Origin of the sequence: Sphingorhabdus profundilacus, from assembly GCF_009769755.1 — a bacterium.
Taxonomy (GTDB): domain Bacteria; phylum Pseudomonadota; class Alphaproteobacteria; order Sphingomonadales; family Sphingomonadaceae; genus Sphingorhabdus_B; species Sphingorhabdus_B profundilacus.
The window spans coordinates 120,290-140,275 of record NZ_SDWJ01000001.1 but is presented as its reverse complement, the minus strand read 5'-3'; the positions used below and the strand labels follow the sequence as shown (position 1 = coordinate 140,275).

The following is a 19,986-nucleotide window of genomic DNA, read 5'->3' as shown; positions in this document are numbered from 1 at the left end:
ACTTGCGCTCAAGGTCGATGCGTTTCATGAAGGGCAAGAGAATATGGCCATTGAACATATCATAATCGTAGGTGGGGGAACGGCTGGCTGGATGGCGGGCGCCGCCCTGTCGCGCCTTTGCACCGGAAAACAGGTGGAAATCACCCTGATTGAATCGGAAGAAATCGGCACAGTAGGGGTGGGCGAGGCGACGATACCGCCCTTTGTCGAATTCAATCAGTTGCTGGGCGTCAGCGAACAGGAAATGCTTGCCGCTGCACAAGGCAGTTTCAAACTGGGCATCCAGTTCGTCAATTGGGGTAAATTGGGCGACAGCTACATCCATCCATTCGGTGCGTATGGATATCAGATTGAAGGCGTTTCATTTCATCAGGTCTGGCACAAAATGCGCCAATTAGGCGATAAGCGCCCCATACAAGCGTTTAACGTGGAAACCATGGCCGCCTATTTCGGCCGCTTTGCCCGCACAGCGGATTTCCAGCGCGAAGATTTGCCGCCTGTCAATTATGCCTATCATCTTGATGCGGGCCGCTATGCGCGCTTTTTGCGGAACTACGCCGAAACAAGAGGTGTCGTGCGGCGCGAAGGCAAGGTTGCTGATGTCATATTAGATAGTGAAACCGGGTATGTCACCTCGCTGACCATGGACAATGGTGACACTGTTAAAGGCGATTTGTTTATCGACTGCTCCGGTTTTCGCGGACTGTTGATCGAACAGGCGTTGAAGACCGGATATGAAGACTGGTCCAACTATCTGCCCTGTAACCGGGCCGTGGCCCTGCCCTGCGTTCGCGAAGATGGCAGCGGCCCCCTGCCCTACACCCGCGCAACCGCACACAAGGCAGGCTGGCAATGGCAAGTCCCCCTGCAACACCGCAACGGCAATGGTCATGTCTATTGCAGCGAATATATGTCCGATGACGAGGCGCATTCGATATTAGTGGGCAACATCGCCGGCAAGCCGGGTGCCGAACCCAATTTCCTGCGCTTTACCACAGGCCGGCGCAAGAAATTCTGGAACAAGAATGTGGTGGCTTTGGGATTGGCGGCCGGCTTCATGGAACCGTTGGAATCAACCTCAATCCACCTTGTGAACACCGGCATCAATAAGCTGATCGCCCTCTTGTCGCTGGACGGCATTACCCAGACTCAGGAAGATGCATTCAACCGGCTGACCACCAAAGAATATATCCGCATCCGTGACTTTTTGATTCTGCATTATAACGCAACCAGCCGCGATGACTCCGAATTCTGGAACTATTGCCGCAACATGGCGGTGCCCGACAGCTTGACGGAAAAGACCGAATTGTTCCAGATGAATGGGCAGATCTTCCGCGAAGAGGACGAGTTGTTCACCGAGACCAGTTGGGCGGCGGTGATGATGGGTCAGGGTATCGCAATGACTGGCCATAACCCGATGGCCAATGTGATCGGCAAACCGGAGACGGTCAAGGAAATCAACGAAATGGAGCAATCCATCCGCTACCTCGTCCAGCAAATGCCGACGCACGACGCCTATTTGAAGCAATATTGTCCGGCACCTGCGTAAAGGTGAATGGTAGCGAAGGAGGGACTTGAACCCCCGACCTATGGATTATGATTCCACCGCTCTAACCAGCTGAGCTACTTCGCCATACCAAGCGTGAATCCCTGCATCGGCGGGGAAGCACGCGGCGCTATAAGCGGGGGGTTCGGGCGGGTCAAGGGCTGTCAGCCGCGAAATGACCAACGACCAATTAGGTCCCAAGGACCGCCCCTGTAATAATGGGCACCAAGTCCCGCAATCGCAAGCGGACGCGGCCTGAAATCTTGCACCAGCGCGGCATGCAGGGCCTTGGCAATGGCGGGTTCGACCTTGTTCTGGACCGTGATGTGCAAGCGTGGGCGCGATTGATCCTGCGGAATGAGAAGCCCCTGGAACTCCGCCGCCAACTCATCACGAAGCGCAAGCAATTCGGGGCTTTCCACCCGATAGGCGACGCCGCGTCCCAACATCATCACATCGGACAGTGTCGCGACTGGCGCAGGGCATTCTTTCGCCAGTGCCGACAGTCGGGATTTAATTTCCGCCAAATGACTGGGCGGCAAATGGTGAAACAGGGTTATATGCGCGTCCAGAAAGTTGCGCTCCGCCGGGAAGTGCGCCCGGCGCAATGCGTTGGACCATGCCTGATCCGCTTTGCCCATTTCGGCAGTGATAATGATCGGCGCGGTCATCGCGCAGACTTAGCACATTGGCGCGCACGGCCAACACCAACCATTCGTCATGCTGAACTTGTTTCAGCATCTCACTTTCCGGGCGACATAAAATTAAGATCCTGAAACAAGTTCAGGATGACGAGACAACAGGAAAAGCAGACACAAAAAAGCCGCCCGACCTGTTGATCGAGCGGCTCATTTGCTTCGTGACGAAAAACTTATGCGTCGCCGGCATCCGCCGACAAACCGCCTTCAGCTTCAGCAGCAGCCTTGGCGGCTGCCTGTTCTTCGCGGCGCTTTGCATTTGCGGCAGCTTCGGCTGCATCAGCAGCATCGGCAGCCACTTCAGCTTCGACCTGGGCTTCAATGGCTTCGGCAGCGATCTCGGCTTGTTCGGCTTCGAACATCTGGTCGAGAACATTGACACCGTCTTTTTGCAGTTCGGCTTCGTCATCCGAACGGGCAACGTTGACCTTGACCATCACCGAAACTTCGGGGTGCAAAACAACGCGCACGTCGAACAGGCCAAGTGTTTTGATCGGGCGTTCGAGCACGATCATTGACTTGGCGACCTTGGCGTCCTGTGCGTTCAGGCCATCGACGATGTCTTTAACCGAAACCGAACCATAAAGCTGGCCGGTTTGCGATGCAGCGCGGATCAGAACGATCTGCTTGCCTTCGACATTGCCCGAAGCTGCTTGCGCTTCGTCGCGGCGAGTCGCGTTATCGCTTTCGATGCGGGCGCGGTTGGCTTCGAAAACCTTGCGATTTGCATCATTTGCGCGCAGGGCTTTCTTGTTCGGCAACAGGAAGTTACGGGCATAGCCATCCTTCACAGTGACAACATCACCAATAGCACCCAGCTTTTCAACGCGTTCGAGAAGTATGATATCCATATTCCGGCTCCTTACTTCACAATGTACGGCAGAAGGCCGATGTGACGGGCGCGCTTGATAGCCTGGCCCAGCTCACGCTGCTTCTTTGCCGAAACGGCGGTGATGCGCGACGGGACAATCTTGCCGCGCTCGGAAATGTAGCCCTGAAGCAGGCGTACATCTTTGTAATCAATCTTTGGCGCATCTTTACCCTGAAACGGGCAGGACTTGCGACGACGGAAAAACGGACGTGCCATGATTTAAGCCTCCTGCTCTGCACGGGGTGCGCGGTCGGGACGGTCACCACGCGGGGCGCCACGGTCGCCACGGTCACCGCGATCGCGATCACCACCAAAGCCGCCGCGTTCGCTGCGCTCTGGACGGTCGCTCTTACGCATCATGACCGACGGTCCCTTTTCATGTTCGTCAACGCGGACGGTCATGTAACGGATCACGTCTTCGTTCATGCGGGTCTGGCGTTCAAGCTCGGCAATGGTTGCGCCGGAAGCTTCGATGTCCAGCATGACAAAATGTGCCTTGCGGTTTTTCTGGATTTTATAGGTCAATGTGCGAAGACCCCAGGTTTCGGTCTTGATGACTTTACCTTCATTGTCTTCCACAATCTTGGTGGCATTTTCAGCCAGCGCGTCGACTTGAGCCTGTGACAGGTCCTGACGCGCCAAAAATACATGCTCGTACAGCGGCATGGGCGTTTCCTTGTTCCTACCGATCGCTGACGCCGCACCATGCGAACGCCCCTCCGGCTTTCTTCGTTTCGGTCAGGCGGGCCTGAGCGAAGTGGGGCGCTTAGGTGGCTTTTTCAGGGAATGCAAGCGATTCGGCCATATCTGCACGGGTGCATTTTACTTCGGTCAAAAAGGCTTCGCTCCACAATGGTTCCTGAGATAAGTTCAGATCACCAAGTCGAGGCAAGTCAAGGCGCGATGCAGATACGGTTGCGGCCGGTGTTTTTGGCTTCATATAACGCCTGATCGGCGCGGGTGAGCATGGATGCGCCGGTTTCGCCTATCTGTAAGGTGGCAACACCGCAGGAAATGGTGACTTCGCCGATCGTTGAATTGGTGTCCTTGGCTACAAGCCTTTTGGCATCCAGTCGGGCGCGAGCGCTGTTGAGGAGATCGCATGCGAACGATGCGTTCATATTTTCGAACAACAGGGCATATTCTTCACCACCGTGCCGCGCGACATGGGCTTTTGCCCCGGCGCAGCTTTTCAGCACCTGTGCGACATGTTTGATGACCCGGTCGCCAACGGCGTGGCCGTGGGTATCATTGACCCTTTTGAAATGGTCAATGTCACAAAAAGCCACTGACAAGGGTTGCTTGGTTTCATGTGCGTTTTCGATAGCCTCGTCTAACTGAAGATCGAACGCCCTGCGATTGGGAAGTCCAGTTAGCGCATCGCTGAGCGCCTGCTTCTGGCTTTGCACCAACCGGCTTTTCAACTGAGACATGGCTTTGGAGCGTTCTTTCAATTCCGCTTCGGCCTTGGCGGCCCGTTCCATCATATTCTTGGTCAGATTTTGTAGCTTAATGACGGCCTCACGCGCCGCATCGGGATCGGCCAGAGAGTCGGCTGAAATTCCCAGCGCCACCCCGAAGTTCGCAACTTCCTGACCTGATCGATCCGCCGTCAATTGCGCTTCATTGATATCACTTTTGGCCTTCTCGACCATTTGGGCCAATTCACGCTCGCTAATGGCATTCCGCATGACATCAAGCAGGCCGGTAGCGTGAACAGGGGCAATGCCGCCATGTTCCAGCATATGGGCTTCAATCATGTGCCTCTGGGTACTCGAAGCCCCGGCCAAATAGAGCCAAGCTAACTCATAATGGTCGGGGATCGGGTCCAGTCCGGCGCGCGCCAGAAATTCACAGATATCTTCGACCATGGCACCATGTCGCATCATAAACCGGTCATCACGCGATAATTCTTCGCGGACATTCGGATTGCGGACCTCGGGTTTACGTCCCCAAAGCCACTTTAAGAGGCCACCGGCAGCGTCGGTGCTGCCACCCATATCGAGAGATAAATTGTTCATGAGCCAAGAAACGGACGCCCACGTATTTTCTTTACCATATTTTTTTGCGGGCACTTAGCCGCGAATATTGTCCAACATTTCTGCGGCAAAAGCGCTCAGCGTGTCATCCCGCGCGCCCATGATTACAATCCGGTCGCCCGGTCGTGCAACGGCGGTTATCTGCTTTGCACAATCGACCCTATCAACAATATGTTCGGCGCGCACCGTCCCTGCACTATTAACAAGTGCAACGATGTTGTCCGCACCGATAGTTTTGTCCACGGTGCCGCCAAAATAGACAGGATCACAAAGATAGAGGAGATCGCTGCTAACCAGCTTTGCCGCGAACACCTCGGCAAGTTCCTTTCCCATCACCCGCAAGGGTCCAAAACCATGCGGTTGAAAAAAGGCAATGACCCGGCCCGGGAACGCTTTCAACGTATCGAGAGTCGCCGATATCTTGTCCGGGTTGTGGCCGAAGTCGTCGATGACGGTAATGCCGCGCGTGGTGCCGATAATCTCGAAACGGCGCGCCAGCCCTTTATACCGGCCGATGGCCGCAACGGCCTTTTCCAGATCAAGTCCCAGCGCCCCGCTTGCGGCAAGCGCCGCCAGCGCATTGGCCGCATTATGTCGTCCCGGCACCGCCAGCTTTACCGCATATTCCGCCCCTTTCACCAGCAGCCGAAATTCGACCGACAGGGGGGCCTCCACCAGATCGACAGCCCGATATTCGGCCTTCTCCGCAAAGCCAAAGGAAACCGCCTTGGATTTTCCCGCCATGAGCGCGACACTTTCGGGATCATCGGCGTTCCAAACCGTGCACTTCGCCCGCGCAGCAAAATCGCCGAACAACTGCCGCAATTCAGCAAGGCTTTTGTGGTCAAGTGTGATGTTGTTCAGCACCGCAATTTCCGGCTGGAACAGCGCGATAGAACCATCGCTTTCATCCACTTCGCTGATGAACAGTCCGCCCTTGCCCACCCGGCTGCTGGCAAAGGGTGCGTCGGCATCTGCAAAGTTACGCATGACGGCGCCGTTCATTATCGTAGGGTCGCAGGACAGTTCGCTGGCGATCCAGCCGATCATACCCGTTACCGTCGATTTGCCGCTCGTTCCGCCCACGGCAACCGACCGCGGGGATGCGTTGAACAATTCTGCAAGCAACTGGGCCCGCGTCATGCGCGCGCAACCCAGCGCCTTGGCCTTGGCGACATCGGGCACGCTGTCTTCGACCGCAGCGGAAGCTACCAAAATCTGCCCCCCGCATGTCAGGCCGCTTCCATCCTGCGCGAACAGGTCCATGCCCCGCGCTTGCAGATATTCGAACTTTGCCCCCAGACGCCCTTGGTCCAGCGCACGGTCGGACCCGGCGACTTCTGCGCCCTGCTCCGCCAATATAGTGGCGAGCGGCAGCATACCTGAACCGCCAATGCCACAGAAGAAATAGGATTTGGTATTGCTCATCCATCCCCGCTATTGCGTGGCGCTGGCTTTGGCAACATGCACGATGTTAAAGCGTGGTTGAACATTGACGGGCGGAAGGAACGGCAGACATGAAGATCGGGATTTGCGCCCCCTCAACCGTCTTTACCCGCGAAGACGCCAATCGCGTGACTGCGTTGGCGGCCACGCATCATCCCGATGCGGAGTTATTGTTCGACCCGCAATGCTTCACCGAGAATGGCCATTTTGCAGGGACGGATTTGGAGCGTCTGTCCGCTTTCGTCGATCTCGCCAACGACCCCGGCGTTGACGCCATATGGTTTGTGCGGGGCGGATATGGCGCATGCCGGATCGCCGAAAGCGCGGTTGCCAGCTTGAAGGACGTGGCGCGCCGCAAACTCTACATGGGCTATAGCGATCAGGGCAATCTGCTCGGCTGCCTTAAGCGCCACGGTTTTCTGCACCTTGCCCACGGCCCGATGCCGGCAGATATCCGGCGGACAGGTGGCGAGGCAGCCGTCATCCGCGCGCTCGACTGGATCGCCGACCGCAACCCGCAATCGCTGGAGCCGCATATACAGGCAGGCGAACGCTATGCGGCCTTCAATCTGATGACGTTGGCCATGATGGTCGGGACGCCGTTGATGCCGGACCTTAAGGGCCATGTTCTCATGATCGAAGAAGTTAGCGAATATCTCTATGCCTTTGACCGCGCTTTCTTTCATGTGAGCAGCCATTTGAAAGACGCTGGGCTTTCCGGTTTGCGGCTCGGCCGGGTCAGCGATGTGCCCGACAATGACCGCCCCTTTGGCGAAGGCGCAATCGAAATTGCCAAGCGCTGGTGCCGAAACAGCGGCATCACCTTCCTGGGCGCCGCTGATATTGGCCACGACGCGGATAACAAGATCGTGCCGTTCGGGCTTGCAACATCCAGCGCCACTTTCTAGGCGGCTGCAAACATATCTGAAAGGGAGCATTCATGCGCGCATTCATCTTTCCGGGCCAAGGCAGTCAGGCCGTTGGCATGGGTCAGGCCCTTGCGGCGGCCAGCCCCACCGCGAAGGCCGTGTTTCAGGAAGTCGATGACGCCTTGGGCCAGCACCTGTTCAAATTGATGTGCGAAGGCCCCGAAAGTGACCTGACGCTGACCGAGAATGCGCAGCCCGCCATCATGGCCAACGCCATTGCAACCTTGCGGGTGCTGGAGGTTGAAGGTGGCGTCTCCCTCGGGAGCAAGTGCAGCTTTGTCGCTGGCCATTCACTGGGTGAATATTCGGCATTATGCGCGGCAGGGACGTTCGATCTCGCGACGACCGCACGGCTCCTCAAATTGCGCGGCCGCGCCATGCAGGCGGCAGTTCCTGTCGGAATCGGCGCGATGGCAGCTTTGCTGGGGGCGGACATCGAAAAAGCTGAGGCCTTGGCAAAGGCCGCTGCCGAGGGCGAAACCTGTACCGTGGCGAACGACAATGATCCTTCGCAGGTTGTCATATCGGGCCACAAAAGCGCGATTGATCGTGCAGTGGAACTGGTGAGAGAGCACGGCATTAAACGCGGCATTCTCCTGCCGGTATCGGCACCCTTTCATTGCCCATTGATGCAGCCAGCCGCCGACGCCATGGCCGAAGCCCTAAGCAAAACCGAACTGCAAACACCGATCGTGCCTCTCTACGCCAATGTAACGGCAGATGCGGTTGTCGACCCCGATACCATCCGCGCGCAGTTGGTCCAACAGGTGACCGGCCGAGTGCGTTGGCGAGAGTCTGCAATCGCAATGGCAGGAGCAGGCGTCACCCATTTCGTCGAGTTTGGCGGCAAAGTCCTGAGCCCCATGGTGAAGCGCAGCGCTGGCGAAGATGTCTCCACAGCCAACATCATTTCGATGGACGACATCGAAGCTCTTTTGAAGGAACTTTAAAACCATGCTCCTGCAAGAACGCGATGGCGCTGTCCTTACCGTAACATTGAACCTGCCCGAAAAGCGCAATCCCATCTCCGACAATGATGTGGTGGATGCCCTATGCGCCGCGATGGAGGCTGCGGATAAGGACATCACCATCGGCTGCGTTATCTTGACGGGTGCAGGCAGCGCCTTTTCTTCGGGCGGAGATTTGAAGCAAATGGCGCCCGACGTCGGTAGCCTCCGCTCAGCAAAGTCTGTCCAGACGCGCCGGAATTACAAATATGGCATTCAACGCCTGCCCCTTTTATTCCAGGCACTGGAAGTTCCGGTCGTGGCCGCTGTCAACGGTCATGCCATCGGCGCGGGCTGCGACCTTGCGTGCATGTGCGATATCCGTGTTGCATCCGACAACGCCAAATTTGCGGAGAGCTTCGTCAAGCTCGGCATCATACCGGGTGATGGCGGCGCTTGGCTGCTTCCGCGCATTGTCGGATTTTCCAAAGCAACTGAACTGGCGCTCACCGGTGAAATGATTGATGCGGCGGAGGCGTTGCGTATCGGCCTTGTTTCCGAAGTAGTTGCACCAGAAGATTTGATGGGCGCCGCGCGCCGGATCGCGGACAAAATCGCCGCCAACCCATCCCACGCTGTCCGTATGACCAAGCGTCTCTTGCGCGAAGGGCAAACCGCAGAGTTGAAAAATATCCTCGAAATGTCAGCTGCGATGCAAGCCCTTGCCCACTCCACCGCCGACAATGACGAAGCCATCAACGCGTTTATGGAAAAACGCACGCCGAAGTTTACAGGAGAGTGAGATGGTTCACGCGGAGACGCGGAGGCGCGGAGAGAATGAGACGCGCGATAGCGAGAAAGTAACGGGCGACGTGCTGGATACTGCAATTCGATTGCACCGTGAGCTTGGCCCCGGCTTAATGGAGCGTGTCTACGAGATTGTACTGGCGGGAAAGCTAGCGGACATGGGATATCGTGTGGAAAGGCAAAAGCCAATAGATATCATATTTGAAGATCAGTGTTTCAAAGAAGCGTTTCGCATCGATATGCTCGTCGACGGCTGGCTTATTATAGAAATCAAATCGGTTGACGCCTTAAATGCTGCCCATCACAAACAACTTCATACATATCTGAGGCTTACTAAGCAGTCTGTTGGTCTCCTGATAAATTTTGGCGGCGTTAAACTTATTGATGGCTTTAAGCGCGTGGTAAACGACTACAAACCCTCCGCGTCTCCGCGCCTCCGCGTGAACCAATCAACGTGAACCAATCAAAAGGAATGAATTGATGTTTGATCTTACCGGCATGACCGCCCTTGTAACAGGAGCATCGGGCGGGATTGGGAGCGCGATTTGCCATGCTCTGGCTGCCCAAGGAGCGCGTCTGGCAGTTTCCGGGTCCAATGTCGACAAATTGGAGGCGTTTCGCGCCTCTCTGGGCGGCGATCATGACGCGATACCGTGCAATCTGGGTGACGCGGAAAGCGTTGAGGCGCTTGTTCCGGCAGCGCTCGAGAAATTGGGCCAGATCGACATTCTGGTGAACAACGCAGGCGTGACCCGCGACAACCTTACTATGCGGATGAAAGACGAAGAATGGGCCGAAGTGATCCAGATCAATCTGGAAAGCGCGTTTCGCCTGATGCGCGCAGCCAGCCGCCCCATGATGAAAGCGCGTTTTGGACGCATGATCTCGGTTACAAGTGTCGTGGGCGCAACTGGCAACCCCGGCCAGGCCAATTATGCCGCATCAAAGGCGGGACTCGTGGGAATGTCGAAATCCATAGCGCAAGAGCTTGCCAGCCGCGGAATTACGGTAAACTGCGTCGCGCCCGGCTTTATCGCGACGCCGATGACCGACGTGCTGCCCGATGCCCAAAAGGAAGCTTTAAATACTCGAATTCCAATGGGGCGCATGGGCGAAGGCACCGATATTGGCGCCGCGATTGCCTATCTTGCTTCAAAGGAGGCTGGATATATCACAGGCCAGACACTACATGTTAACGGCGGGATGGCGATGCTTTGACGCTTGCCACTTGCCAGCAGCCATTCTGGACATTAGGGCGAGTCCTGATATTAATCCTCCCAAACTATAAGGGGCAAAAAAATGAGTGATACCGCGGACCGGGTCAAAAAAATCGTTGTCGAACATCTGGGTGTTGAAGCCGATAAGGTAACGGAAGCAGCCAGCTTTATTGACGATTTAGGGGCCGACAGTCTTGACATTGTCGAACTGGTCATGGCTTTTGAAGAAGAGTTCAATGTAGAAATCCCCGACGATGCGGCTGAAAAGATTGCAACCGTCAAGGACGCAATCGACTTTATCAACGCCAACGGTTGATTGGGTGAAGTAGCGCTTTTGCGTTGCACATCTTAAGGATAGCGCGGCTTTCCGGTAATTACCGGAAAGCCGTTTGCATTTTGGTTCCACTTGTTTTTATTGGGCAACGGAATTACCCACCAGGAGATAGAACATGCGTCGTGTTGTGGTTACCGGACTGGGGCTGGTTACGCCTTTGGGCGCGGATGTTGAAACCGCTTGGGCCAATCTGATCGCGGGTAAATCGGGTGCAGGTGTTATCACTCGCTTCGATACCAGTGACCAGAAATGTCATATTGCATGTGAAGTAAAGCCCAAGGATCACCCATGGGGCTTTGATCCTGACAAACGCGTTGATCACAAAGTGCAGCGGCAAGTCGACCCTTTCATTATTTACGGCATCGACGCTGCGGGTCAGGCATTGGAAGATGCCGGACTTACCGATCTGACTGAAGAACAAAAACTGCGTGCAGGGTGCTCGATCGGATCAGGTATCGGCGGACTCCCCGGCATTGAAAGCGAAGCATTGCTCTTGGCCGAAAAAGGTCCCGGCCGTGTGAGTCCGCATTTTGTGCACGGACGTCTCATCAACTTGATTTCTGGACAAGTCAGCATCAAATATGGCCTGAAAGGCCCAAATCACGCGGTGGTCACGGCGTGTTCAACCGGCGCGCATTCTATTGGTGACGCCGCGCGTATGATCCGCGACGATGATGCTGACATCATGTTGGCTGGCGGTGCGGAAGGCACGATCAATCCTTTGGGCATTGCCGGTTTTGCTCAGGCGCGGGCATTGAACATGACCTATAATGATCGCCCCGAACAAGCCAGCCGCCCTTATGACAAGGACCGCGACGGGTTTGTCATGGGCGAAGGCGCGGGCATCGTTGTTCTGGAAGAATATGAACATGCCAAGGCACGCGGGGCGAAAATCTATGCCGAAGTCGTAGGCTATGGTTTGTCGGGTGATGCCTATCATGTAACCGCACCACATCCAGAGGGCGACGGTGCCTATCGGTCCATGCAGATGGCGCTGAAAAAAGCAGGTATGACGCCTTCCGATATCGATTACATCAATGCCCATGGTACCTCGACCATGGCGGATACGATCGAACTGGGTGCTGTTAAACGGCTGTTTGGCGACGCCATATCAACCGTATCGATGAGTTCGACCAAATCGGCAATCGGACATTTGCTGGGCGGCGCCGGTGCAGTGGAGAGCATCTTCTGCATTCTGGCGTTGCGGGATCAAATTGTTCCCCCAACATTAAACCTGGATAATCCGGATGAAGGAACCGAGGGGGTCGATCTTGTTCCCCATTTTGCCAAAAAGCGGTCGGTAAAGGCTGTACTTAACAACAGCTTTGGTTTTGGCGGAACAAATGCCAGCCTGATTATGAAAGCCGTTTAACCGGTGCGACGTGCCGCGAGATGGGTGATTATAGCAGCGATGTTGCTGCTCGTGATTATCGCGGGTAATTTCGTTTATGGCTGGACAGCGCCGGGTCCATTGGAACGTGAAACCTCGATTGTTATCAAATCCGGATCCAGTATCACCTCGGCTGCCGAATTGCTGGAAAAGGAAGGCGTCGTCAAATCCGCAGACGCTTTTGTCAATCGCGCCAAGATTTTCGGGGTAACCAGTACGATCAAAGCAGGGGAATTCATTATTCCGGCCCGCGCATCCAATGCCGCGATTTTAGATATCCTGACTGGCGGGAAAACTGTGCAGCGCATGGTGACAATTCCAGAAGGTTGGCCATCGATCATGGTGTACGAACGGCTTATGGCCAACGAACAATTGTCCGGCGAAGTTACCGTCCCGGACGAAGGGTCAGTGCTGCCCGACAGCTATGCCTTCGAAAGAAACGAGAGCCGCGCCGCCGTCCTTAAGCGGATGCAGGACGCCATGTCGAAAACCATTGACGAATTATGGCCAAATCGAAGCACCACTACGGTCGTTAAATCACCTGAAGAAGCCGTCACTTTGGCATCTATTGTCGAAAAGGAAACCGCGCTGAAGTCTGAATTGCGGATGGTCGCGGGCGTTTATTCCAACCGTATCCGGCAAGGTATGATGTTGCAAGCTGACCCGACCATCATTTACCCGATAACTAAGGGAAAGCCGCTGGGTCGCCGTATCCGGCAATCGGAAATTGCCGATGTAAACGACTATAATACTTATGCGATGGTCGGGTTGCCGAAGGGGCCAATAGCCAATCCGTCCCGCGCCGCTATTGAGGCTGTATTGAATCCGCAGGAAACAAAGTCACTTTTTTTTGTGGCCGATGGCAAAGGTGGCCATGTGTTTGCTGATACTCTGCAAGAACATAATGCCAATGTAGAAAAATGGTACGCGATCAGGCGTCAGCGCGGAGAAATGTAGGCGGACTTTGTGACTAGCATGGGTACCTATTAAATACACTTGCGAGGTTTGAGGCCATTTTGCACTGGGCAAGGAAGGAAACTGCCGGGATACAGATATATCTCAAGGCTTTCTGACGCAGCCATGGGCAAAATGGGTCAAATCCTTTCGAGACGTCTAGATTTATGGGTGCACGGCCTAGTCATGGTTCCGCGATATTGAACGGACCCGGCATCGGATCGAGCGCGGCTTGCAATATCTCGACTTGGCTGCGATCGCCCTCCACCCTCAATCCCGCCGCTTCCAACTGAGTGAGCGGTATTTTCAGGAACATAAGGGCGAGGAATAGTTGTCGAGGCCCGCTGACCGTCGCTCCGGGTGCGGTATGTGCCTTACCCATTTCACTAAACATCACGGCGTTGCCAACGCTGATTTTCGCTTGTTCGTTCCGGTCGGTGAAGTTGAAGTTCAGTTCCAGAGACCGGTCACCGAGCGCCAGCGGGTCGAGCCGGGTCGCCACTGAATCCAGCAATAGCTCGGTTGGCACGGCCGATATCAAATCTATGCTCTGGGTCGTAATGCTGGCTTTCACGCCCTCGCGAAGGTCACGGGCGGCGGAAAGAAACATATTGCGCCAAATGGCCGACTCGGCCTGATAGCCCTGCTGTTCATAGCTATCAGCCAGTAAGGCGCGTCCTTTAGAATTTTTTGGATCTGCAAAAACAAGACTATTCAACAAATCGGACGACCAGCGATAGTCCCCCGCCGCCATCGCCTTTTTCGCTTTAGCAAGCACTTTGGATGCACCACCTATAGCTGCCACCAATTTTGTGGCCCGAATTTCCGGCGGATGAGGGTTAAGATTGGCCGGAACCGCATCATACCATCCGAGATAATATTGGTAGATGGCTTTGCTATTGTGACTATATGTCCCATAATAACCTTTGTTGAACCACTGGTTGGCAATGGCGGGGGGCGGCCTCAGCTTTTCTGCGATCTCGACCTGAGTCATGCCCTTATTCATCAATCTTACGGTCTGATCATGCAAATAGCGGTAATTGTCGCGCTGACCCGACAGCCAGCCTTTGACCTCCTCCCTACCGAACCTTGGCCAGCAGTGGCTTGAAGCAATGGTATCACTGCGATCACCAAAAAGGTTGACGGCTTCATTAAGATACCCCGCCCATGCGTGCGCGTCACGCACCTTCGCCCCGCGTGGTGTCAGTATATTGTGCAACGAACAGGTCGCAATCTCTGCTGCCAAAAAGGTTCTGGCTGCAGGAACATAGATATTCATTTCGGCCGGTGCCTCGGTGTCAGGAACCATCTGGAATTCGAGGGTAATGCCGTCGACAACACGGGTTTCTCCGGTTTTACTAATGTCTATTGTCGGCGCGATCAGGGTGATATCGCCGCCGGCAACCCCCTTACCAATGCCGCTGCCCATCTGCCCCTGGGGGCCAGGGGTCAGGCTGCCCCCGAATTGGTAATTTGCCCGCCGCCCCATAGCCAAACCGGCCATGACATTTTCCGACGCCGTTTCATCCATGAAATGTGCAGGAGCGATGATCTGGACCATGCCTGCCTTTACGTCGTTTTCGTCGACAACGCCGCGCACTCCGCCAAAATGATCCGCATGGCTGTGGCTATAAATGACCGCGCGAACCGGTCGTGGACCGAGCGTTTCGTTCACCAGACGAAGAGCCGCCGCCGCTGTATCGCGCGTGGTCAGTGGGTCGATCAATATCCAGCCTGTCTGACCTTTGATGACCGTCATATTCGAAACGTCAAGACCGCGCACTTGCCACATTCCCTCGGAAAGCGCGAACAGGCCATGCTTTCGCAACAAACCCATATGCCGCCACAGGCTGGGGTTGACTGTGTCAGGCGAAGCGCCGTTCATCCAGGCATAGGCATCAACATCCCACACTGGCTTGCCATCCTTGGTCTTGATCACTGGATCGGCCAGAGTGGCGATAAAGCCCCTGCCGGAAAAATCGGCGTCCCGACCATCTTCGGCCGGCAGGTGATTGGCGGCCTCTTTCTGTGCCGCCACGGTCGATACCGATGCCGGCATAGCTGCAAATGCTGCCGGCCCACTCACTACCGCCCCTCCGCAGCCCAGTGCCATCAAAGCTTGTTTCAACATATCGCTCTCCTGTGAAGAGGAGGGTGCGCCGTCGAAAGCTAAATGTAAAGTCGATTGGACATTTGCAGCACAGATATGTCGGGATTCAATATCCCATCAGGCTCATGACTTCCTTGCGGCTGGATTGGTCATCAAGGAAACAGCCAATAAGTTTGGACGTCACCATACCAACGCCGTGCACTTTAACCCCCCGGCCCGTCATACAACCATGTTGCGCCTCGATTACCACCGCCACGCCATGGGGTTTCAGATTATCCCAGATGCAATTGGCCACTTCAGCGGTCAGCCGTTCCTGCACCTGCAACCGTTGTGCAAAGCCATGCAGCACGCGTGCAAGTTTGGATATGCCGACCACCCGGTCAGTAGGCATATAGGCAATCGACGCCTTGCCTATGATCGGAGCCATATGGTGTTCGCAATGGGACTGGAAGGGGATATCCTTCAGCAACACCAGTTCGTGATAACCGCCGACTTCCTGAAATGTACGCGACAGATGCGCTGCCGGGTCCTCTGCGTAACCGCCGCAATATTCCCGCCAGGCGCGTCCGACGCGCGCGGGCGTATCCAGCAGGCCTTCACGGCTGGGATCATCGCCGGACCAGCGGATCAACGTGCGGATCGCGTCCTGCACATCTTCGGGAACGATAACCTTACCATTATCGTCAATTTCGTCATTATAATGTATATGTGCGATGGGAAACACCATTTCGGGCTTGTTCATATTCAGGCTCCCGCAAACCGACCGTTCGCGATGGCCTGATGATATTCCTGCCCGCCTTTCAATCCTATACAGACAATAGCCCATAGCTATTTGTCCGCGCGTTAAGAAGAATCATCATTGATGTCGGAAACGTACAAGCGATGTCCTGCAAGAGATGCTAATTTTGAGTCGTTCTACAGTTCCTCGTTTTACGGGGGCGTTGGGGGAGAACGGAATATTTGCGACCCGTTCCGTTCTCCCTCGACAATTTATTACCCAATCGCCTGACCCGTCTTCGCCCAATCCGCAAGAAAGCCTTCAATGCCCTTGTCTGTAAGGATGTGCTTGAACAGTCCCTTTATGACCGCTGGCGGCGCAGTCATGACATCAGCGCCGATTTTTGCCGCGTCCAGCACATGGATGCCATGGCGAACACTTGCCACCAATATCTCGGTCCCAAAATCATAATTGTCGTAAATCAATCGAATGTCGCCAATCAACTGCATCCCGTCAAAACCGTTATCGTCATGGCGCCCGACGAAAGGCGAGACAAAAGTCGCGCCTGCCTTGGCAGCCAGAAGCGCCTGATTGGCCGAAAAACACAAGGTCACATTGACCATCGTCCCGTCACCTGTCAGAGTCTTGCACGTCTTGAGCCCGTCTATCGTCAACGGCACTTTGATGCAGACATTGTCCGCAATCTTGCGTAATATTTCAGCCTCTTTCATCATCGTGGCATGGTCCAGCGCCACAACCTCGGCCGACACAGGCCCATCGGTCAGCGCGCAGATCTCGCGTGTTACCTCGATAAAGTCGCGGCCCGACTTGGCGATCAAAGACGGGTTGGTCGTCACCCCATCCAGCAAACCTGTAGCCGCCAGTTCCTTGATTTCGGCAATTTCGGCTGTGTCGGCAAAGAATTTCATAATCAGGGTTGCTTTCAATCAGTTTGGAATCGTTTTCTTTGCCTAGTAACAAAGCAGTGGGAATCCAAGTCCGTTCACGGTCAAATTACCGGGCCAGACCGAACACCCCGATCAACAGTGGATCATTAGTCTTTTGCGGATCAGCGCGAATTGCGGACTCCTCCAACCCGATCGCGGCCCAGATGCTGTCATCCGCCTTGCGGGTGATGTCCTGCGCCAAGGCGGCAATATCGAAACCTGTTACCGAACGAACAGCCTCACTGATTATCTGATCGTCAAAAAGCCTTAGCCCTTCGGAAATGCCGGGTAACATCGATTCGAGCAGCGCGGGACCCATTTTTCCACGCAAAAAAGCCGTAGCCGCTTGCGGGCCGCCCCGCACCAGCGACGTGGCATCTTCAATACTGATGTTCCGCACTGCCTCGGCTACCATCGGCGCTGCCCGTTCGGCGCCTATTTCAGCAGCCCTGTTCAACTGGCGTTGCAAACGGTCGCGAAACTGGCGGCTTTGCAGAACAGCGGACAATATTCCTGTGCCCCGTTCTCCACCGAGCCGGTCCGGCAAGGCAATACGCGCGACCGAATTTTCATAAAAACCGCCAGGTTGCAGCAAAAGAGCGAATGCATTTTGCGACGCCAATGTCAGCAACCGTCGAATCGCTTCGGTAAGGCTGAATGCCGGCATGCTTTGGCAACCTGGCAACATGATAGTGGCGAGGGCTGCTCCCGAAAGCAGAATATGGCGACGGCTGGTGTGAACGGTCATATGTTGGTCTCCTCCACAACTGCGGTACCAGCAATTACCTGCCAATTCCATGAACGCATTGTGCAAAATGGTGACGCTTCGGATTTGCGTGCCTATATCGCTATCATGAGTCTTCCCCCTAATCGTGTTCGAGTAGTCCTGCTGACGCAGGCGATCGGCCCCCTCGACTATCGTCTTCCCGACGGTATGAAAGCGGGTCCGGGATGCGTTGTAATAGTGCCGCTTGGACCGCGAAAACTGCCCGGTGTCATTTGGGATGGCGACATATTTGGCGACGCGCCCGTAGATGCCAAAAAATTACGCAATGTGCTCGAACTGGTCGAGTGCCCACCCATTGGAAAAGGATTGCGCCGGCTGGTAGACTGGGTGGCAGATTATTATCTGACGCAGCATGCTGCGGTGTTACGCATGGTGCTGGCATCATCTGCGGCATTCAGCACTTCAGGTACGATTACCGAATATCGTCGCACAGGGTTGGAACCGGCGCGGCTAACGCCACAACGGGCTGCGGCATTGGATGCGTTGGAAGGCGCGCAGGGTCTGGTGCGAGAGCTTGCCGCTGAAGCAGGGGTAAGCGACAATATCATCCGAGGATTGATCAAGGCTGGTGCGTTTGAACCTGTTACAATCAGTGTCGACACCCCGTTTCTCGAACCGATACCCGATTTCGCGATTCCTGAATTGAACGAAGCACAACAGGCTGCGGCAGACGTCATGACATCTGCTGTTCGAAATAGCGGATTCGAAACCTTTGTCCTTGATGGCGTAACCGGATCGGGCAAGACCGAAACCTATTTTGAGGCTGTCGCCGAAGCGTTGCGGCAGGAAAAACAGATATTGGTCCTGCTCCCGGAAATCGCGCTAACCCAGCCATTTTTGAAACGCTTTGAGGAACGCTTCGGAGTCGAACCTGCGACATGGCATTCCAATATGCGCTCGACACAAAGACGGCGCGTGTGGCGCGCCATTTCCGACGGAAGTGCCAAAGTATTGGTCGGTGCGCGTTCGGCCCTTTTCTTGCCCTTTGCAAATCCCGGCCTGATCATCGTTGATGAGGCGCACGAAACCAGTTTCAAGCAGGAAGATGGCGTTCGGTATCATGCCCGAGATGTGGCGGTCATGCGCGGGCGGTTTGAAGGCTTCCCAGTCGTTCTCGCATCGGCCACGCCTGCGCTCGAGTCGCGCCATATGGTCGCCATTGGCCGGTATAAAGGTCTGGAAATTCCTTCACGGTTCGGCGCAGCCAAAATGCCGGAGATCAAGGCTATTGACCTAACGCTCGACGCCCCCGAACGTCAGCATTGGATCGCGCCGACCTTGTTAAAAGCGCTGGAAGAACGGCTCGAACGCGGAGAGCAAAGCCTGCTGTTTCTCAACCGTCGTGGCTTTGCACCTCTGACCTTGTGCCGGACCTGCGGACATCGTTTCCAATGCCCCAATTGCACAAGCTGGATGGTCGAACACCGGCTGGTGCGCCGTTTGGCTTGCCACCATTGCGGCCATGTGATGCCCCCACCCGAAGAATGCCCGGAATGCGGCGAGGCGGATTCATTGGTTGCCTGTGGCCCCGGCGTCGAGCGGATATCGGACGAAGTGAACCGCCTGTTGCCAGATGCGCGAACTATTATCGCGACATCGGACACGCTCTGGTCCCCCGAAAAAGCAGCGGAATTCGTTGCCCGCGTGGAGAGCAAAGCCGTTGATATCATTATCGGAACGCAATTGGTGACGAAAGGCTATCACTTTCCCGAACTGACGCTTGTGGGGGTCATTGACGCCGATCTGGGACTGGAAGGCGGTGATCTGCGAGCAGCCGAACGGACCTTTCAGCAGATCGCGCAAGCCGCGGGGCGCGCCGGTCGCGGTGAAAAACCGGGCGAAGTCTATATTCAGACTCGCAATCCGAACCACCCTGTTATCGCCGCGCTGGTTGCGGGCGACCGGGACGCGTTTTACGATGCCGAAACGGAGCAGCGTAAGTCGGCAGGTGCACCGCCCTTTGGACGATTTGCGGCTATCATCATTTCTTCCGAAGACGAACGCGAAGCAATCGAAGCGGCGCGGGCCATCGGCGGGGCGGCCCCTCAGGCGGATGGCATGTATGTTTATGGCCCCGCACCGGCACCGCTTGCCATGCTGCGGGGCCGTTACCGGCAAAGGCTTTTGGTCCACGCGCAGCGGTCTGTGGAAATGCAGGCGATTATCCGCGAATGGCTTGGCGGATTGCAATTTCCCCGTGGCGTCCGCGTGGGTGTCGATGTAGACCCCTACAGCTTTTTGTAATG

The 19,986-nt window shown here is 55.5% G+C and carries 20 protein-coding genes and 1 tRNA gene; 10 read left to right on the top strand and 11 right to left on the bottom strand.

Translation table 11 applies throughout. The features are described from left to right. Positions 1–43 precede the first annotated feature (43 nt). On the top strand, positions 44–1,549 hold the full coding sequence (locus tag EUU23_RS00670; RefSeq protein ID WP_160352221.1) for a tryptophan halogenase family protein: 1,506 nt from the start codon (positions 44–46) through the stop codon (positions 1,547–1,549). A 7-nt stretch (positions 1,550–1,556) separates the two neighbouring features. Here EUU23_RS00670 and EUU23_RS00665 read toward each other — a convergent pair. The 7 genes from EUU23_RS00665 to EUU23_RS00635 form a co-directional block, all read right to left on the bottom strand. Continuing rightward, positions 1,557–1,633, bottom strand: a tRNA-Met gene (locus tag EUU23_RS00665). Between the two features lie 77 nt (positions 1,634–1,710). Beyond that, the gene (locus EUU23_RS00660) at positions 1,711–2,217 is read right to left on the bottom strand and encodes a 2'-5' RNA ligase family protein (RefSeq protein WP_160352220.1); all 507 of its coding nucleotides are present in this window, start codon (positions 2,215–2,217) and stop codon (positions 1,711–1,713) included. 200 nt (positions 2,218–2,417) lie between these two features. Then, the gene (gene rplI / locus EUU23_RS00655) at positions 2,418–3,095 is read right to left on the bottom strand and encodes a 50S ribosomal protein L9 (RefSeq protein WP_160352219.1); all 678 of its coding nucleotides are present in this window, start codon (positions 3,093–3,095) and stop codon (positions 2,418–2,420) included. An 11-nt stretch (positions 3,096–3,106) separates the two neighbouring features. Further along, entirely contained in the window at positions 3,107–3,331 is a 225-nt protein-coding gene (gene rpsR, locus EUU23_RS00650; RefSeq protein ID WP_143774744.1) for a 30S ribosomal protein S18, read from the bottom strand. Positions 3,332–3,334: 3 nt separating this feature from the next. Beyond that, positions 3,335–3,781: a 30S ribosomal protein S6 gene (gene rpsF / locus EUU23_RS00645; protein ID WP_160352218.1), complete on the bottom strand. Its 447-nt coding sequence runs from the start codon at positions 3,779–3,781 to the stop codon at positions 3,335–3,337. A 227-nt stretch (positions 3,782–4,008) separates the two neighbouring features. Next, positions 4,009–5,136, bottom strand: coding sequence for a diguanylate cyclase domain-containing protein (locus tag EUU23_RS00640; protein WP_160352217.1), 1,128 nt, complete (start codon positions 5,134–5,136; stop codon positions 4,009–4,011). Positions 5,137–5,190: 54 nt separating this feature from the next. After that, positions 5,191–6,582, bottom strand: a complete 1,392-nt coding sequence (locus EUU23_RS00635) for a glutamate ligase domain-containing protein (protein ID WP_160352216.1) — start codon at positions 6,580–6,582, stop codon at positions 5,191–5,193. An 89-nt stretch (positions 6,583–6,671) separates the two neighbouring features. Between EUU23_RS00635 and EUU23_RS00630 the strand changes: the two genes are divergently transcribed. The 8 genes from EUU23_RS00630 to mltG all read left to right on the top strand — a co-directional run bounded on the left by EUU23_RS00630 (position 6,672) and on the right by mltG (position 13,181). Then, entirely contained in the window at positions 6,672–7,508 is an 837-nt protein-coding gene (locus tag EUU23_RS00630) for an LD-carboxypeptidase (protein ID WP_160352215.1), read from the top strand. Positions 7,509–7,540: 32 nt separating this feature from the next. Continuing rightward, positions 7,541–8,479: an ACP S-malonyltransferase gene (gene fabD, locus EUU23_RS00625; RefSeq protein ID WP_160352214.1), complete on the top strand. Its 939-nt coding sequence runs from the start codon at positions 7,541–7,543 to the stop codon at positions 8,477–8,479. A gap of 4 nt (positions 8,480–8,483) precedes the next feature. Next, positions 8,484–9,278, top strand: a complete 795-nt coding sequence (locus EUU23_RS00620; RefSeq protein WP_160352213.1) for a crotonase/enoyl-CoA hydratase family protein — start codon at positions 8,484–8,486, stop codon at positions 9,276–9,278. Next, a complete protein-coding gene (locus EUU23_RS00615) occupies positions 9,220–9,741 on the top strand; it encodes a GxxExxY protein (protein ID WP_343032663.1) in 522 nt (173 codons plus the stop codon). Before EUU23_RS00620 ends, EUU23_RS00615 begins: the two co-directional genes overlap by 59 nt. A gap of 22 nt (positions 9,742–9,763) precedes the next feature. Beyond that, positions 9,764–10,501, top strand: coding sequence for a 3-oxoacyl-[acyl-carrier-protein] reductase (gene fabG / locus EUU23_RS00610; protein ID WP_160352211.1), 738 nt, complete (start codon positions 9,764–9,766; stop codon positions 10,499–10,501). Positions 10,502–10,582: 81 nt separating this feature from the next. After that, entirely contained in the window at positions 10,583–10,816 is a 234-nt protein-coding gene (locus EUU23_RS00605) for an acyl carrier protein (protein WP_143774736.1), read from the top strand. 133 nt (positions 10,817–10,949) lie between these two features. Then, complete coding sequence (fabF, locus tag EUU23_RS00600) at positions 10,950–12,206, top strand: beta-ketoacyl-ACP synthase II (protein WP_160352210.1); 1,257 nt, start codon at positions 10,950–10,952, stop codon at positions 12,204–12,206. A 3-nt stretch (positions 12,207–12,209) separates the two neighbouring features. Beyond that, a complete protein-coding gene (mltG, locus tag EUU23_RS00595) occupies positions 12,210–13,181 on the top strand; it encodes an endolytic transglycosylase MltG (RefSeq protein ID WP_425505091.1) in 972 nt (323 codons plus the stop codon). 181 nt (positions 13,182–13,362) lie between these two features. Here the strand turns inward: mltG and EUU23_RS00590 are convergent, their stop codons facing one another. From EUU23_RS00590 to EUU23_RS00575, 4 genes are all read right to left on the bottom strand, one after another. Continuing rightward, positions 13,363–15,309: an alkyl/aryl-sulfatase gene (locus EUU23_RS00590; RefSeq protein ID WP_160352209.1), complete on the bottom strand. Its 1,947-nt coding sequence runs from the start codon at positions 15,307–15,309 to the stop codon at positions 13,363–13,365. An 85-nt stretch (positions 15,310–15,394) separates the two neighbouring features. After that, on the bottom strand, positions 15,395–16,015 hold the full coding sequence (gene folE / locus EUU23_RS00585; RefSeq protein ID WP_160353462.1) for a GTP cyclohydrolase I FolE: 621 nt from the start codon (positions 16,013–16,015) through the stop codon (positions 15,395–15,397). 266 nt (positions 16,016–16,281) lie between these two features. Further along, entirely contained in the window at positions 16,282–16,935 is a 654-nt protein-coding gene (fsa, locus tag EUU23_RS00580) for a fructose-6-phosphate aldolase (protein ID WP_160352208.1), read from the bottom strand. Between the two features lie 85 nt (positions 16,936–17,020). After that, positions 17,021–17,701, bottom strand: coding sequence for a DUF4197 domain-containing protein (locus EUU23_RS00575; RefSeq protein WP_160352207.1), 681 nt, complete (start codon positions 17,699–17,701; stop codon positions 17,021–17,023). Between the two features lie 105 nt (positions 17,702–17,806). Here EUU23_RS00575 and EUU23_RS00570 point away from each other — a divergent pair, with 105 nt between their 5' ends. After that, positions 17,807–19,984 (top strand): primosomal protein N', encoded by a 2,178-nt coding sequence (locus EUU23_RS00570; RefSeq protein ID WP_160353461.1) that lies wholly within the window; start codon positions 17,807–17,809, stop codon positions 19,982–19,984. The last annotated feature ends 2 nt before the right edge of the window (positions 19,985–19,986 follow it).

What these genes read in the sequence shown, in the direction of transcription:
- EUU23_RS00670 (WP_160352221.1), top strand. Translation starts at nt 44, where the DNA reads ATGGCCATTGAACATATCATAATCGTAGGTGGGGGAACGGCTGGCTGG.
- EUU23_RS00660 (WP_160352220.1), bottom strand. Translation starts at nt 2,217, where the DNA reads ATGACCGCGCCGATCATTATCACTGCCGAAATGGGCAAAGCGGATCAG.
- rplI (WP_160352219.1), bottom strand. Translation starts at nt 3,095, where the DNA reads ATGGATATCATACTTCTCGAACGCGTTGAAAAGCTGGGTGCTATTGGT.
- rpsR (WP_143774744.1), bottom strand. Translation starts at nt 3,331, where the DNA reads ATGGCACGTCCGTTTTTCCGTCGTCGCAAGTCCTGCCCGTTTCAGGGT.
- rpsF (WP_160352218.1), bottom strand. Translation starts at nt 3,781, where the DNA reads ATGCCGCTGTACGAGCATGTATTTTTGGCGCGTCAGGACCTGTCACAG.
- EUU23_RS00640 (WP_160352217.1), bottom strand. Translation starts at nt 5,136, where the DNA reads ATGAACAATTTATCTCTCGATATGGGTGGCAGCACCGACGCTGCCGGT.
- EUU23_RS00635 (WP_160352216.1), bottom strand. Translation starts at nt 6,582, where the DNA reads ATGAGCAATACCAAATCCTATTTCTTCTGTGGCATTGGCGGTTCAGGT.
- EUU23_RS00630 (WP_160352215.1), top strand. Translation starts at nt 6,672, where the DNA reads ATGAAGATCGGGATTTGCGCCCCCTCAACCGTCTTTACCCGCGAAGAC.
- fabD (WP_160352214.1), top strand. Translation starts at nt 7,541, where the DNA reads ATGCGCGCATTCATCTTTCCGGGCCAAGGCAGTCAGGCCGTTGGCATG.
- EUU23_RS00620 (WP_160352213.1), top strand. Translation starts at nt 8,484, where the DNA reads ATGCTCCTGCAAGAACGCGATGGCGCTGTCCTTACCGTAACATTGAAC.
- EUU23_RS00615 (WP_343032663.1), top strand. Translation starts at nt 9,220, where the DNA reads ATGACGAAGCCATCAACGCGTTTATGGAAAAACGCACGCCGAAGTTTA.
- fabG (WP_160352211.1), top strand. Translation starts at nt 9,764, where the DNA reads ATGTTTGATCTTACCGGCATGACCGCCCTTGTAACAGGAGCATCGGGC.
- EUU23_RS00605 (WP_143774736.1), top strand. Translation starts at nt 10,583, where the DNA reads ATGAGTGATACCGCGGACCGGGTCAAAAAAATCGTTGTCGAACATCTG.
- fabF (WP_160352210.1), top strand. Translation starts at nt 10,950, where the DNA reads ATGCGTCGTGTTGTGGTTACCGGACTGGGGCTGGTTACGCCTTTGGGC.
- EUU23_RS00590 (WP_160352209.1), bottom strand. Translation starts at nt 15,309, where the DNA reads ATGTTGAAACAAGCTTTGATGGCACTGGGCTGCGGAGGGGCGGTAGTG.
- folE (WP_160353462.1), bottom strand. Translation starts at nt 16,015, where the DNA reads ATGGTGTTTCCCATCGCACATATACATTATAATGACGAAATTGACGAT.
- fsa (WP_160352208.1), bottom strand. Translation starts at nt 16,935, where the DNA reads ATGAAATTCTTTGCCGACACAGCCGAAATTGCCGAAATCAAGGAACTG.
- EUU23_RS00575 (WP_160352207.1), bottom strand. Translation starts at nt 17,701, where the DNA reads ATGACCGTTCACACCAGCCGTCGCCATATTCTGCTTTCGGGAGCAGCC.
- EUU23_RS00570 (WP_160353461.1), top strand. Translation starts at nt 17,807, where the DNA reads ATGAGTCTTCCCCCTAATCGTGTTCGAGTAGTCCTGCTGACGCAGGCG.